12 protein-coding genes and 1 pseudogene are annotated in these 14,265 nt (G+C 71.6%); 10 read left to right on the top strand and 3 right to left on the bottom strand.

The window, feature by feature from the left end; all coding sequences use genetic code 11:
* Positions 1–128: 128 nt before the first annotated feature.
* From SAVERM_RS30210 to SAVERM_RS30230, 6 genes and pseudogenes are all read left to right on the top strand, one after another.
* Positions 129–779 carry a class I SAM-dependent methyltransferase gene (locus tag SAVERM_RS30210; RefSeq protein ID WP_010987262.1) on the top strand — a complete coding sequence of 217 codons (651 nt, stop codon included), beginning with the start codon at positions 129–131 and terminating at the stop codon, positions 777–779.
* A 22-nt stretch (positions 780–801) separates the two neighbouring features.
* Entirely contained in the window at positions 802–1,800 is a 999-nt protein-coding gene (locus tag SAVERM_RS30215; protein ID WP_010987263.1) for an N-acetylmuramoyl-L-alanine amidase, read from the top strand.
* 105 nt (positions 1,801–1,905) lie between these two features.
* The gene (locus tag SAVERM_RS30220; protein WP_037645578.1) at positions 1,906–2,475 is read left to right on the top strand and encodes a hypothetical protein; all 570 of its coding nucleotides are present in this window, start codon (positions 1,906–1,908) and stop codon (positions 2,473–2,475) included.
* 118 nt (positions 2,476–2,593) lie between these two features.
* A pseudogene (locus tag SAVERM_RS45010) lies at positions 2,594–2,816 on the top strand (N-acetylmuramoyl-L-alanine amidase); the annotation flags it as partial.
* Positions 2,817–2,976: 160 nt separating this feature from the next.
* Positions 2,977–3,774 (top strand): DUF5336 domain-containing protein, encoded by a 798-nt coding sequence (locus SAVERM_RS30225; protein ID WP_010987265.1) that lies wholly within the window; start codon positions 2,977–2,979, stop codon positions 3,772–3,774.
* A gap of 114 nt (positions 3,775–3,888) precedes the next feature.
* On the top strand, positions 3,889–4,899 hold the full coding sequence (locus tag SAVERM_RS30230; RefSeq protein WP_010987266.1) for an LLM class F420-dependent oxidoreductase: 1,011 nt from the start codon (positions 3,889–3,891) through the stop codon (positions 4,897–4,899).
* 124 nt (positions 4,900–5,023) lie between these two features.
* On the opposite strand, the gene SAVERM_RS30235 is transcribed toward SAVERM_RS30230, so the two are convergent.
* Positions 5,024–6,775 (bottom strand): MFS transporter, encoded by a 1,752-nt coding sequence (locus SAVERM_RS30235; protein WP_010987267.1) that lies wholly within the window; start codon positions 6,773–6,775, stop codon positions 5,024–5,026.
* Between the two features lie 202 nt (positions 6,776–6,977).
* On the opposite strand from SAVERM_RS30235, the gene SAVERM_RS30240 reads away from it, so the two are divergent.
* The gene (locus SAVERM_RS30240) at positions 6,978–8,189 is read left to right on the top strand and encodes a lipid-transfer protein (protein WP_037645580.1); all 1,212 of its coding nucleotides are present in this window, start codon (positions 6,978–6,980) and stop codon (positions 8,187–8,189) included.
* A gap of 142 nt (positions 8,190–8,331) precedes the next feature.
* On the top strand, positions 8,332–9,786 hold the full coding sequence (locus SAVERM_RS30245; protein WP_010987269.1) for a DHA2 family efflux MFS transporter permease subunit: 1,455 nt from the start codon (positions 8,332–8,334) through the stop codon (positions 9,784–9,786).
* A 50-nt stretch (positions 9,787–9,836) separates the two neighbouring features.
* On the opposite strand, the gene SAVERM_RS30250 is transcribed toward SAVERM_RS30245, so the two are convergent.
* Together SAVERM_RS30250 and SAVERM_RS30255 are read right to left on the bottom strand one after the other, a co-directional pair.
* A complete protein-coding gene (locus SAVERM_RS30250) occupies positions 9,837–10,469 on the bottom strand; it encodes a response regulator transcription factor (protein WP_010987270.1) in 633 nt (210 codons plus the stop codon).
* A gap of 32 nt (positions 10,470–10,501) precedes the next feature.
* Positions 10,502–11,875 (bottom strand): sensor histidine kinase, encoded by a 1,374-nt coding sequence (locus SAVERM_RS30255; protein ID WP_010987271.1) that lies wholly within the window; start codon positions 11,873–11,875, stop codon positions 10,502–10,504.
* Between the two features lie 408 nt (positions 11,876–12,283).
* Between SAVERM_RS30255 and SAVERM_RS30260 the strand changes: the two genes are divergently transcribed.
* Positions 12,284–13,141 carry a MaoC/PaaZ C-terminal domain-containing protein gene (locus SAVERM_RS30260; RefSeq protein ID WP_010987272.1) on the top strand — a complete coding sequence of 286 codons (858 nt, stop codon included), beginning with the start codon at positions 12,284–12,286 and terminating at the stop codon, positions 13,139–13,141.
* Positions 13,142–13,185: 44 nt separating this feature from the next.
* Entirely contained in the window at positions 13,186–14,262 is a 1,077-nt protein-coding gene (locus SAVERM_RS30265) for a Zn-dependent alcohol dehydrogenase (protein ID WP_010987273.1), read from the top strand.
* Positions 14,263–14,265: the final 3 nt, after the last annotated feature.

Raw genomic sequence — 14,265 nt, forward strand, 5'->3', positions numbered from 1 at the left:
GCCCCCGCCGAACAGCGCGCCGGCCGTCGAGCCGGGCGTCGGTCGGCCGGGCCCCCGCCGTCCCCCGGCCCCGGGCCGTGCGGCACGATGGACGGCGTCGGGTACGTACCGCAGCAGGAGGGGACCCCATGTCAGCGGCGCCCAAGCCGGAGATTCTCGCCGCCTTCGAGGCCGCCAAGGGATTCATGCCCCGCCACGAGGGCCTCGCCCTGTACGCGGCCGCGACCGAGGCGGGACGGCTCGGTCTCCCCCTCCTCGAAGTCGGCACGTACTGCGGCCGCTCCACGATCCTGCTCGCCGACGCCGCCCGCGCGGCCGGGGTCACCGCGCTCACGGTCGACCACCACCGCGGCAGCGAGGAGCAGCAGCCGGGCTGGGACTACCACGACCCGGACACGGTGGACCCGGCGCTCGGCCTGATGGACACGCTCCCCGCCTTCCGCCGCACCCTTCACACGGCGGGCCTGGAGGACCACGTGGTCGCGCTGGTCGGCCGCTCACCGCAGATCGCGAAGATCTGGGGCACCCCCCTCGGTTTCGTCTTCATCGACGGCGGTCACACGGACGCACACGCGAGCGCCGACTACGAGGGCTGGGCGCCCCATGTCGCCGACGGCGGCCTGCTGTTGATCCACGACGTGTTCCCGGACCCGAAGGACGAGTTCACCGGCCAGGCCCCGTACCGCGTCTACCTCAGGGCCCTGGAGTCCGGCGCGTTCACGGAGGTCTCGGCAACCGACTCGCTGCGCGTCCTGCGGCGAACGGGCGCAGGGATCTGAGGGCGCGGTTAGAGTCGCAGACGTGTCATACGTAGGCCCGGACTTCGATCCACCCCAGCCGCGCCGCTTCCGGCGCGCGCCCCTGACCGTCGCGCTCGCCGCGCTCGTGCCGGGCGCGCTGCTCGGCTGGCTCGTCTACGAGGCGGTGGGCGCCCCGGGCGGCGGGGACGGCTCGGACAAGGCGGCCGGGGGCACGACGTCGGCTTCGGCGTCGAAGAAGTCGTCGGCGTCGTCGTCCTCGGCGGGCGGCTCCGGGTCCCCCGCGGCCTCCGCGACGGACGACGGCGAGAAGCCGGGTACGTCGTCCTCCACGCCCGCCTCCCCGACCTCCGGGCCCGCCGCCTCCGGCCCGCTCCGGGGCAAGGTCGTCGTCATCGACCCGGGCCACAACTCCGGGAACTTCCAGCACACGGCCGACATCAACCGCAAGGTGAACATCGGAACGAACTGGAAGGAGTGCGACACCACAGGCACGTCCACCAACGCCGGTTACACCGAAGCCCGGTTCACACTCGACGTCGCGCGCCGGCTGCGCACGATCCTCCAGAAGGAGGGCGCCACCGTGAAGTTCACGCAGGACGGCGACCGCTCATGGGGCCCGTGCGTGGACGAGCGGGCCCGCATCGGCAACCGGGCGCACGCCGACGCGGTCGTCTCCATCCACGCCGACGGCTCGGCGGCGGGCAACCGAGGCTTCCACGTCATCCTGCCGGGAGCGGTGCACGGGGGCGCCGCGGACACCCGCCCGATCGTCGCCTCCTCACGCGACCTCGGCGAGCGCATCGCGGGCAACTTCGTCCGCGTCACGGGCAGCGCGCCCTCCAACTACGTGGGCGACGGCACCGGACTCGTCACGCGTGAGGACCTGGGCGGTCTCAATCTGTCAACGGTTCCCAAGGTGTTCATCGAGTGCGCCAACATGCGCGACGGCAAGGACGCGGCACGCGTGACCAGCGATGCGTGGCGGCAGAAGGCGGCGCAGGGGATCTCGGACGGCATTGTGAATTTCCTGCAGCCGTGAAGGGGGTATCCCCGGCGGCCACATTGCCACGCCTTCAGCACCTCAGATCTATCTCAGATTGATTGCATTCGCGCACCCCTCTTGATCAACTTGTCTTGACCACAGGTGATCGACACTTGCTTGTTTATGATCATGGGGGATCAGTTGAAGTTCCAAACAATTCGGCGTGGGGCGGCAGTTGCCGCAATGACCCTGGGCCTGATGGGCGTGAACGCCACGGTGCACGCTGCGCCGCGTGAGGCGGCAGCGACCACGGCGGACGCACAGGTGTCAAAGATCGGTGGTGGTTGGCTTGCCGAGAGGCTGATCAACGTTCGGTCCATCGGCACCTCGTGCGGGAAGACCCCGCTCGCCGAAGCCTCCGGCCGGGGCGCAATGATGCTGCGCATAGACCAGACCGAGGCTGTGAGCACCACGCTCTCGAAGCATATCGACGCAACCAAAGGGGCCATCAGCGTCGGTGTCGGCTGGGATGTGACGAAGTCCCGCAGTATCACAGTGAGTGGCTCCAAGGAGGTGCCTCGGGGCAAGTACGGGACCCTGAAGGCGTACGCGAAATACTCCGGCAAGAAGTTTGATGTCCAAGGCACTACCGGTGGCAGCTGGATAACTTTCCACACAGGAAAGAAGGCGTACAAGCCGATCGGTGTCTGCTTCAAGTACAGCCAGCGATAGCTGAGCGGGGTCCTTTTGCCCATCGGGCCAGGACGCGGCTCGCCGGAGTGTCCCGGCGAGCCGCATCCGGCCGTGGGTGGCTCACGTCTGACTGGCTGCACCGGCACCGGCAACTTCCCGCGCCGCGGGCAGCTCGCCCTCCAGTTGCTTCGGTGACGACTCCGGGCTCGTCACGCCTAGGAGCCCGGGCGGTCTCAATCTGTCAACGGTTTCCCAGGTGTTCAGCGAATGCGGCAACATGCGCGACAGTAAAGGGTGCGGCACTGTTGACCAGCGGTGCGTTGCGGCAGTGTGCAGTGCAGGGGATATCTGAGGGAATCGTGAGTTTCCTGCGGGGGTAGTGATCAGCGGGCTCCACCCGGCGGACACCCACGTCGGGCGGGCGATAGTGTCCTTCCTACGATGAGGGGCCACCCCCGCGCTTCACACCAGGGCCTGATGGCGACATGGTGACAGCGATGCCTCCACTGATGACGAGACGACTGACGAAGGACCTGTGAAGTGAATATCCGCTCCCTCACTCGAGGCGACGGCGTGGTGATCGGAGCAGCGGTGTTGCTGTTCATCGCGTCGTTTCTGGACGTAGCCGACTGCAGCGGCAGTTACTGCGGAAGCGCCGACTTCCCGAACGCCTGGAGCTCCAGCCTGGGTCTCGGGCTCGGCACCTACATGATCGGGGTCGTCGGAGCAGCGCTCATCCTGATCCCGCGGGCGTTGCCGCAGCCGCGCAAGGTGGCGGGTCTCGACATGGGGACGGTCGGCGTAGCTCTGACGGTCGCTTCCGCCTGGTCGCTGCTCTGGTGGACGATTGACGCGAACGGCGCGGGTGCCGGTCTCATCCTCGGCATGATCGCCGCGCTGATTCTGGCCGGTGCCGCCATTGCCACTCCACTCGTCCCAGCCCTCAAGACCGCCCTCGTCGGCGCCCCCAGGCCCGTCGCCCCGCAGCCCTACGGCGCCCAGCCGCCGAGTGGTTACGGCTACCCGGGTGCCCAGCAGCCGGGGCAGCCCTACGGCGGTCAGCCGCAGCCGCAGCCGGGCCAGCCGTTCGGTGGTCAGCCGCAGGCGCCCCAGCAGGCGCAGGCCGCCCAGCCCGCCGGTGACTTCTCGCCGTTCTGGTTCGCCGTGCCGGTGGCGCGTCCGCTGTACGCCGAGGACGGTTCGCCGACGCCGATCGCCGAACTGGCGCCGGGCACCTGGTACTTGGCCGTCGAGCAGCGCGGCGCGGCGCTGGTCGCCCAGACGCAGGACGGCCGCCGCGGCGTCCTCCAGGACGCGTCCGGGATCCAGCGCGGCTGACCCGCACCCTTTGCGCGCACGGCCCCTCGCCCTTTCGGGCGGGGGGCCGTTGTCGTACAGTCGCAGGCACCCGTACAGCTGACGGTCCGTCAGAATGTGATGCCTGGAGGGGACATGCGGCTCGGTCTCGCACTCGGCTACTGGGGGCGCGGCCCCGACCCGTCCCATCTGCCGCTGGCGCGGGAGGCGGAGCGGCTCGGGTACCACTCCGTGTGGACCGCCGAGTCCTGGGGTTCGGACGCGTTCACCCCGCTGACCTGGATCGCGGCCCACACCTCACGGATCAGGCTGGGCACCGCCGTCGCACAGATGGCCGCCCGGTCGCCCACCACCACCGCGATGCACGCCCTCACCCTCGACCACCTCTCCGGCGGGCGCATGATGCTCGGCCTCGGACTGTCGGGGCCGCAGGTCGTCGAGGGCTGGTACGGGCGCCCGTTCCCCAGGTCGCCGCTCACCGCGACCCGGGAGTACGTGGACGTCGTACGCCAGGTTCTCCGGCGGGAAGCGCCCGTCGCACTCGACGGGCGCTGCCACCCGCTCCCGTACCGCGGCGAAGACGGGACGGGCCTCGGCCGGGGGCTGAAGCCGATCACCCATCCCCTGCGCGCCGACCTGCCCGTCCTGCTCGGCGCCGAGGGGCCGAAGAACATCGCGCAGACGGCCCGGATCGCGGACGGCTGGCTGCCGCTGTACTGGTCGCCGACCCGGACGGAGGCGTACGAGGCCGCGCTCGCCGACCGCCGTGAGGGCTTCCTCGTGGCACCCATGGCCCGCGCCCGGGTGTGCGACGACGTCACCGAGGGGCTGCTGCCCGTGAAGGCGATGCTCGGCTTCTACATCGGCGGGATGGGGCACGCGGCCCGCAACTTCCACGCCGATCTGATGGCCCGCATGGGATACGAGGAGGAGGCCCGGCGCATCCAGGAACTGTTCCTGGCCGGCCGCCGGGAGGACGCCGTGCGAGCCGTCCCGGACGCCTTCGCCGACGAGATCTCCCTGGTCGGACCGCGTGAGCGCATCGCCGAGCGGCTGGAATCGTGGCGCAAGGGCCCGGTGACGGACCTGCTGGTGCTCGCCCCGGACCCGCACACCCTGCGGGTGCTGGCCGAGCTCAACGCGTAACATCCGGCCGCGCCCGGCCCGCGACGCGCTCGCCCCCGTCGCGGGTGCGACGGGGGCGAGCGGGCGAGCGGGCGAGCGGGCGATCGGGAGTGACGCGTACGGCGGCCCGGGGGCCGCCCACCGGTCAGGCGGGAACGCCGCTGTTCCGGTCCGCTCCCGGCAGCGACAGATCGACGTCGACCGGACGGTCGTCGCCCGCGTGCGTCGCCGACGAGGCGAGCGGTCCGTGCCCCGCGGCCTTGGCGGCCAGGACGTACGCGCCCTGGGCGGGTACGGCGAGCGCGTAGCTGCCGTCCTCCGCGGAGAGCGTCGCGCCCGCCTGGCGGCCACGGCGGTCGATCAGTGTGACCTTGGCCCGGGCGACCGGGTCGCCCCCGGCGTTCAGGACCCGGCCGCGGAAGCCGCCGAGCACCTCGGCCGCGCGCTCCAGCGCCGCGTCCTCCTCGCTGCTGGCCCGCAGCTGCGGCTTGGTCGCCTGGCGCTGCCGGGGCAGGAAGAGCGCCAGGACCAGGCCGACCGCCACCGCGCCCGTCGCGATCAGGAAGGAGACGCGGAAGCCGTGCATGGTCGGGACGGCGACGTCCCCGACATGGTGCGCGGTGTTGGCGAGGACCATGCCGATGACGGCGCTCGACACGGACGTGCCGATGGACCGCATCAGGGTGTTGAGGCCGTTGGCCGCCCCCGTCTCCGAGGCCGGCACCGCGCCGACGATCAGCGCGGGCAGCGAGGAGTAGGCGAGGCCGATGCCCGCGCCCAGCACCACCGAGATGACGATGGTCTGCCAGGCGGCGTTCATCAGGCCGAGGCCGCCGCCGTAACCGACGGCGATGATCACCATGCCGATGATGAGGGTGACCTTGGGGCCGTACTTCGCCGAGATCCGGGCGTAGACGGGGGCCGTGAACATCATCGTCAGGCCGAGCGGCGCCACGCACAGGCCCGCGACGACCATCGACTGGCCGAGGCCGTAGCCGGTGGCGGCGGGCAGCTGGAGCAGCTGCGGCAGGACGAGTGAGACGACGTAGAACGAGACGCCGACCATGATCGAGGCGAGGTTGGTGAAGAGCACCGCGGGGCGGGCGGTGGTGCGCAGGTCCACCAGCGGCGCGGCGACCTTCAGCTCCATCAGGCCCCACAGCAGCAGGACGGCGACCGCCGCGCCGAACAGGCCGAGCGTGGTGGCCGAGCTCCAGCCCCAGTCGCTGCCCTTGGTGATCGGCAGCAGGAACAGGACCAGGCCGACGGACAGGCCGAGCGCGCCCAGATAGTCGAAGGAGCCCTCGGCGCGCATCGGGGACTCCGGCACGACGAGGAAGGTGAGGACGATGGAGACGACGCCGAGGCCCGCGGCGCCGTAGAACAGGGCGTGCCAGTCGGTGTGCTGGGCCACCAGGGCCGCGGCGGGCAGCGCGAGTCCGCCGCCGACGCCGATCGAGGAGCTCATCAGGGCCATCGCCGAGCCGAGCTTCTCGCGGGGCAGCATGTCGCGCATCAGGCCGATGCCGAGCGGGATCGCGCCCATGGCGAAGCCCTGGAGCGTACGGCCGACGATCATCGGCAGCAGTGTGCTGGTGAGCGCGCTGACCAGCGCGCCGGCCACCATCACGGCCAGGCTGGTGAACAGCATGCGCCGCTTGCCGAACAGGTCGCCGAGTCGGCCCATGATCGGCGTGGCAACGGCTCCCGAGAGCAGGGTCGAGGTCAGGACCCAGGTGGCGTTGCTGGGTGACGTGCTCAGCAGCGTCGGCAGGTCCTTGATGACCGGGACGAGCAGGGTCTGCATCACCGCGACAACGATGCCCGCGAAGGCGAGCACCGGCACGAGGGCGCCGGTCGCTCTCCGGGCGGGCTGGTCGGTCGACGTGTGCGTCATTGCGTGAGGCCTCCAGGCCGGAAAGAGGGTGCGAAGGGGATCGTTCGGGAGATCCGTGCGGGATAAGTGGTGGGTAAACCCCGTACGCCCAGGCAACTATTCCGATGCTTTGGCGTACTAACGAATTCTTGACCTTCCCGTGAGAATCTGATGCACCGTCAGCTCTGTCGCTCGTATGGAACGTGTTCTAATCTTTCGCGGCATGAAGGCCTATATCGCCGGCGTCGGCATGACGCGGTTCGAGAAGCCCGAGACCCGTGACTGGCAGTACTGGGACATGGTGCGGGAGGCGGGCGGCAAGGCCCTGGGGGACGCGGGGATCGCCTACACCGAGGTGGAACAGGTTCCGGTCGGCTACTGCTTCCAGGCGTCGACGGCCGGACAGCGGGCCGCGTACGAACTCGGCCTGACCGGCGTGCCCGTCTACAACGTCAACAACAACTGCGCGACCGGCTCGACCGCGTTGATGCTGGCACGGCAGTTCGTCGAGGGCGGGATCTCGGACTGCGTACTGGCGCTGGGGTTCGAGAAGATGACCCGCGGCTCGCTCGGGAGCGGGGCCGACGGGGGCGACTTCCGGAGCTCGCCGGTCGCCCGCCACTACGGCGTGATGGCCGCCCGGCACGGCTTCGAGGCGACCCCGCCCACCGCGCAGATCTTCGGCGACGCGGCGCGCGAGCACATGGAGAAGTACGGGACGACCGAGGCGCAACTGGCCGCGGTCGGGGCCAAGAACCACCGGCACTCGGCGCACAACCCGTACGCCCAGTTCCAGGACGTGTACACCGTCGACGAGATCCTCGCGTCGCGCCCGGTGCACCGCCCGCTGACCAAGCTCCAGTGCTCACCCACCTCGGACGGAGCGGCGGCCGCCGTGGTCGTCTCCGAACGCTTCGCGCAGCGGCACGGGCTGGGGGACAGGGTGGTGGAGATCGTCGCGCAGGCGATGACGACGGACACGGAGGAGTCCTTCGCGTCGGGGTCCTGCATCGACGTCGTCGGCCGGCCGATGTCGCGGGAGGCCGCCCGCCGGGTGTACGAGCGTGCCGGGCTCGGCATCGAGGACGTCGACGTGGTGGAACTGCACGACTGCTTCTCGATCAACGAGCTGCTGACGTACGAGGCACTCGGCATGTGCGTGGCCGGGGAGTCCGGGAAGCTGGTCGAGTCGGGAGCGACGACCTACGGCGGCCGGTGGGTCGTGAACCCGTCCGGCGGGCTGATCTCCAAGGGGCATCCGCTGGGCGCCACGGGTATCGCCCAGATCGCCGAGCTGACCTGGCAGCTGCGCGGCGAGGCGGGGGCACGCCAGGTCCCGGGCGCCCGGGTGGGTCTCGCGCACAACATCGGACTGGGCGGAGCGGCGGTGGTGACGCTGCTGCGCGCGGACCGGCCCGTCGCGCTCGGGGCATAGTGCTCCGCGCTCGGGGCATAGTGCTCCGCGCTCGGGGTCTCGTACTCCATGACGTACTCCATAGGACCGGAGTACTAGGCCTGCGGGCCGATGTACGGCTGCGGCGAAAATCCGATGCCAGGAGCGTAGGCCGGTTGAGAGCATGACATCCATGCTCCGAGCCGCCGCCACCGAAGACAGCCGTACTACGACCAGCCGTGCCGCACCGCCCGCCTGGGTGGTGGTCGCGCTCGCCTGCGCCGGACAGTTCCTCGTCGTCCTCGACGTGTCCGTCGTGAACGTGGCGCTGCCGTCGATGCGCGCCGACCTGGGGCTGAGCGCTCCGGGACTCCAGTGGGTGGTGAACGCGTACGCGATCGCCTTCGCGGGGTTCATGCTGCTCGGCGGGCGGGCCGGCGACCTGTACGGACGCAACCGCACGTTCCTCGCCGGGCTCGCCCTGTTCACGCTCGCGTCCCTCGGCGGCGGTCTCGCCCAGGAGGGCTGGCAACTGCTGGTCGCCCGGGCCGTGCAGGGGCTGGGGGCGGCGGTGCTCGCACCCGCCACGCTGACGCTCGTCACCTCCGCCGTCCCGGAGGGCGCCGCACGCGCACGCGCCATAGCGACCTGGACCGCGGTCGGCGCGGGCGGGGGCGCGGCGGGCGGGCTCGTCGGCGGGCTGCTCGTGGACGGCCTGACGTGGCGGTGGGTGCTGCTGATCAACGTGCCGGTGGGCGCGGTCGTCCTGGCGGGGGCCGCGCGGTGGCTGCCGGAGAGCCGGGCCCGTGACGGGCGACGCCTCGACCTGCCCGGCGCGCTGCTGGTGACGGCGGGCCTGGCGACCCTCGCGTACGGGATCGTGCAGACGGAGGCGGAGGGCTGGACGGCCGCCGCGACGCTCGTACCGCTGTGCGCCGGGCTCGCGCTGATCGGGCTCTTCCTGGCGGTCGAGGCGCGGACGAAGGAACCGCTGATGCCGCTGAAGCTGCTGGGCCGGCGGCCGGTGGCGTCGGCGAACGTCGCCATGTTCGTGAACGGCTCCGCGATGTTCTGCATGTGGTTCTTCATGACGCTGTACGCGCAGAACGTCCTCGGCTACACGCCGCTGGGCGCCGGGCTCGCGCTGGTGCCGAGTTCGCTGGCCGTGCTGCTGGGGGCGAAGCTGGCGCCGCGTCTCATGCCGGTGGTGGGGCCGCGCAATGTGGCCGCGCTCGGCACGCTGGTGGCGGCGGCCGGGTTCGGGTGGCAGTCGACGATGACGGCGGACGGGACGTACGCGACCGCGATCATGTTTCCCGGGATCCTGATGATGCTGGGCGGGGGCCTCGGGGCGACGACGCTCGCCTCGCTGGCGACGTCCGGGGCGTCGCCGATGGACGCCGGGCTGGTGTCTGGGCTGATCAACACGTCGCGGACGATGGGCGGTTCGCTCGGTCTCGCGGTCATGTCGACGATCGCGGCGGCCCGCACGGGAAGCCGCGGGTCGGCACAGGCCCTGACGGAGGGCTACGCACTCGCGTTCCGCACGGGGGGATGCGTGCTGCTCGGCGGGGCGCTGCTGATGCTGCTGTGGCTGCCGCGGTCGACGGTGGTGACGGGGTCGACGGGGGCTCGCTGAGCCGACGGACGGTGGCGCGCACGCCCCCGCTACTCCCGGCGGGGGGCTCGCTACAACCACCCCTGCTGCCGCGCCTCCCGCATCGCCTCCATGCGGTTGCGGGTGCCCGTCTTGCCGATGGCGGAGGAGAGGTAGTTGCGGACGGTGGACTCGGACAGGCGCAGCTTGGCCGCGATGTCGGCGACGGTCGCGCCGTCCACGGACGCCTTGAGGACGTCGCACTCACGGGCGGTGAGCGGATTGGGCCCGGCGCTGAGCGCGGCCGCGGCGAGCGCGGGGTCGATCACGGTCTCCCCGGTGAGCACGCGCCGGATCGCGGCGGCCAGGTCCTCCACGGGCCCGTCCTTGACGAGGAACCCGGCGGCCCCGGCCTCCATGGCCCGGCGCAGATACCCGGGCCGCCCGAAGGTGGTGAGGATCAGCACCCGGCACCCGGGCGCCTGCTCCCGCAGCTCGGCCGCCGCTTCGAGCCCGCTCATCCCCGGCAGCTCGATGTCGAGGAGCGCCACGTCCGGCCGGTGAGCGAGGGCCGCGTCGACGATCGCGTCCCCCGCGCCCACCTGAGCCACGACCTCGATGTCCTCCTCCAGACCGAGCAACAGGGCAAGGGCGCCACGCATCATGCCTTGGTCCTCGGCGAGCAGCACCCGGACGGACTTGGCGGGCCGGTGGTCCTGCGGCATCTCGTTCACGGGGCAAGCGTAGGGCGCGCACGTCACGCGAGTTGTTCCCGCTCCGACACCTCCGTAGCGCCCCGCGCACCCGCCCCGCCCGAGTCGGCCTCCGTGCTCGCCGACTCCGCGTTCGCCGGTTCCCTGTCCGCCAACTCTCCGTTCGCCGACTCCGCGTTCGCCGGCTCCGTCGCGTCCACCGGGAGTTCCGCGGTGACCAGGAAGCCGACCCTCGGGGCCCGGCCCGCCTCCAGTGAGCCGCCTGCCGCCGCCAGACGCTCGGTCAGTCCTTTGAGGCCCGTGCCGCCGAGACCCTCCAGGGGCTCGGACACCGTGGCGCCCGTGCCGTTGTCCGTGATCTTCAGACGGACGCGGTCCGGGGTGCCGTCGACCGTGATCTCGCAGCGGGTGGCGTCGCTGTGGCGGACGACGTTGGTGACCGCCTCGCGGACCACCCAGCCGAGCAGTGCCTCCGTCTGGGGCGTGAGCGGTGGGCCGGACCGGCGGACCACGGGGTCGACGCTCGCCGCGGACAGGGCCGAGCGGGCCCCGTCCAGGTCCGTGGTGAGGCTGCCCTCGCGGTAGCCCGTCACGGCCTCGCGGATCTCCGTCAGCGCCTGACGGCCGACGGACTCGATGTCGGTCACCTGGAGCAGCGCCGCCTCCAGGTCGCGGTGGGCCAGCCGGCGGGCCGCCTCCGACTTCACGACGATCACGGAGAGCGTGTGGCCGAGCAGGTCGTGCAGATCGCGGGAGAAGCGCAGACGTTCCTTCTCGACGGCGCGCCGGGCCAGTTCCTCGCGGGCCGCGCGCAGCTCCCGTACCGCCTCGGAGAGGGAGAGGATCGCCGCCGTGACCGCGGTGGACAGGAAGGTGGCGTACCCGATGCCGACCGCGCCCCAGCCGTCCCGGAACCCGGCTATGGTCCCCGCCAGCGCGCTCAGGGCGAACGCGAGCTTCGGGAGCGTCCTGCCCCGGGTGACCGCGCCGACCGCCAGGCCGAGCAGCGGGAAGAAGTACAGCCAGCTGCCGCCGTAGCCGATCCCGAGCCCGCTGGTGATCGCCAGCATCGCGACGAGCACCCAGCGGGTCGCGGGCGCGTCCCGCTTCTCCTTCACGAAGGCGCGGAACACCACGGAGATGTAAAGGGAGTTGAAGGCGAGCAGACCCATCCCGCCGATCCACGGGTTCGGGGTCGTGCCCTGCAGAAGGTTGGAGAACGCGCCCATGCCCATCAGCAGCCACGGCAGCAGGGCGAAACCGCTGTGCGGCGGACCCATCTCCTCGGGGGCCGGCTCCCCGGACTTCCGCCGGGCCCGGAAGGCGGCGCGCCGGGGCGGCCACGCCTCCTTCCAGGCACGCCGCGCCTCCCGCACCTCGTGGATGCGGCAGGTCATCGGATCGCTGTTCCCGGTCATCTCTGCTCCCCGTTCCCCGTTCCCCGTCGCCGTTCCCCGCCCCTGCTCCCCGTCCGCCGCCCCCGCTCCCCGTCCCCTGTCGCGCCGTCCGCGCGACGCGGCGGACGCGTCCCCGGTGTCCCCGTGGGTTTCGTCATGGGTACGACGCTACGAGCCGGGAGGCGGGGGCGGCAGATGCGCTTGTACGGAATCCGCCGGGACAAATGTCATGGGTGCCGGAACCCGCGCGCCGCGATCTGACATGGTGTCAGGAGCCTTCACAAGTAATGGGCGCTGGGCTATACAAGGGGTCGCCGTACTGGAACGCGTTCTAGAACAGGCGGGTTCCCCGGCCCAGTGACGACCTCGGTGCGGCCGACGGTGCGGACGGCCGCACCGAGGTCTTACGCACTAGTGATCAGGAGCCCCATGCCCATCGACGCAGCCAAGGCCGTCGCCGCGGAACCCCGGTCCGCCGAGATCTCCTGGGACCACAAGGACGTACTGCTCTACCACCTGGGCCTCGGCGCGGGCATCCCGGCGACCGGCCCCGACGAGCTGCGCTACACCCTGGAGTCCCGGCTGCACGTGCTGCCCAGCTTCGCCACCGTCGCGGGCGCCGGCTCACCCGGCGTGATCGGCGGCCTGTCCATGCCCGGCGTCGACGTCGACCTCGCCCGCGTTCTGCACGGCGGCCAGACCGTCGAGCTCCACCGCCCGATCCCGGTGACGGGCACGGCGAACGCCACCTCGCGCATCGCGGCCGTCTACGACAAGGGCAAGGCCGCCATCCTGGTCATGCGCACCGAAGTCTCCGACGCCGAGGGCCCGTTGTGGACGAACGACGCCCAGATCTTCGTCCGCGGAGAGGGCGGCTTCGGCGGCGACCGGGGCCCGTCCACACGCCTCGAACCGCCGGTGGATGAGCCCACCGCCGTGGTCGAGCGGCCGATCCGCGAGGACCAGGCCCTGTTGTACCGCCTGTCCGGCGACTGGAACCCGCTGCACGCCGACCCCGAGTTCGCGAAGCTCGCCGGGTTCGACCGGCCCATCCTGCACGGATTGTGCACCTACGGCATGACGCTCAAGGCGGTCGTCGACACCCGCCTCGCCGGGGATGTGACCCGCGTCCGCTCCTACCGCACGCGCTTCGCCGGGGTCGTCTTCCCCGGCGAGACGCTGCGCATCCGCATGTGGCAACGGGACGGCCAGGTCCAGGTCTCGGTGACGGCCGTCGAGCGGGACGACGCCCCCGTGCTGGCCGACACCGTCGTCGCCCACTCCTGAGCCCGGTACGTCCGTACGTCCGTACACCCGAGGGGAGCCGCACCATGCGCGCAGCCGTACTGCACGAGATCGGCCAGGACAAGCTCGAAGTCCTCGACGACGTCGAGTCGGTGGGCTTCGGGCCCGGCAGGGTGAGGATCCGGGTGCGGGCCACCGGACTGTGTCACTCGGACCTGTCCGCGATGAGCGGCGTACTGCCGCAGCCCGCGCCGTTCGTACCCGGGCACGAGGGCGCCGGCGAGATCGTCGAGGTCGGCGAAGGCGTCAGCCACCTGAAGCCCGGCGACCGGGTCGTCGTGTGCTGGCTGCCCGCCTGCGGGGTCTGTCCCGCCTGCAAGCGCGGCCAGAGCCAGCTGTGTCTGGCCGGGTTCATGAACGCGGGCACGCCCAACTTCAGGCGCCCCGGCGGTGATGTCTTCGGCTTCGCGGGCACCGGCACCTTCGCCGAGGAGGTCGTCGTCGACGCGGGCAGCGCCGTGCCGATCCCGGACGACGTGCCCTTCGACATCGCCGCCCTCATCGGCTGCGGGGTGACCACGGGACTGGGCGCCGCCCTCAACACCGCGGACGTGGCGGCCGGTTCGTCGGTCGCCGTCATCGGCTGCGGCGGCGTCGGCATCTCCGCCGTCCAGGGCGCCCGCCTCAAGGGCGCGGCCGAGATCGTCGCCGTCGACCCGGTCGCCTCCCGCCGTGAGTCCGCGCTCAGGTTCGGTGCCACGCAGGCGGTGTCGCCGGACGAGCTGGCCGCGGCCAAGCAGGCGGTGACCGGCGGCGAGGGCTTCGACTACGTCTTCGAGGTCGTCGGCAGGTCGGCCACGGCCCGGACCGCGTACGAGAACACCCGGCGCGGCGGCACACTCGTCGTCGTCGGCGCGGGCGCGCTGGACGACTTCCTCCAGCTCAACATGTTCGAGCTGTTCTTCGACGAGAAGCGGATCCTGCCCTCGATGTACGGCGGCGGCGACGTGCTGCGCTCGTACGAACGGACCATCGCGCTGTGGCGTGCCGGACGCATCGACCTGGAGGGCCTGATCACCCACCGGGTGCCGCTCGCCGAGATCAACGAGGCCCTCGACCAGATGCGGACGGGCACCGCCCTGCGTACCTGCATCGAGATCTGACCC

The sequence above is a fragment of the Streptomyces avermitilis MA-4680 = NBRC 14893 genome (genome assembly GCF_000009765.2).
Lineage (GTDB): Bacteria > Actinomycetota > Actinomycetes > Streptomycetales > Streptomycetaceae > Streptomyces > Streptomyces avermitilis.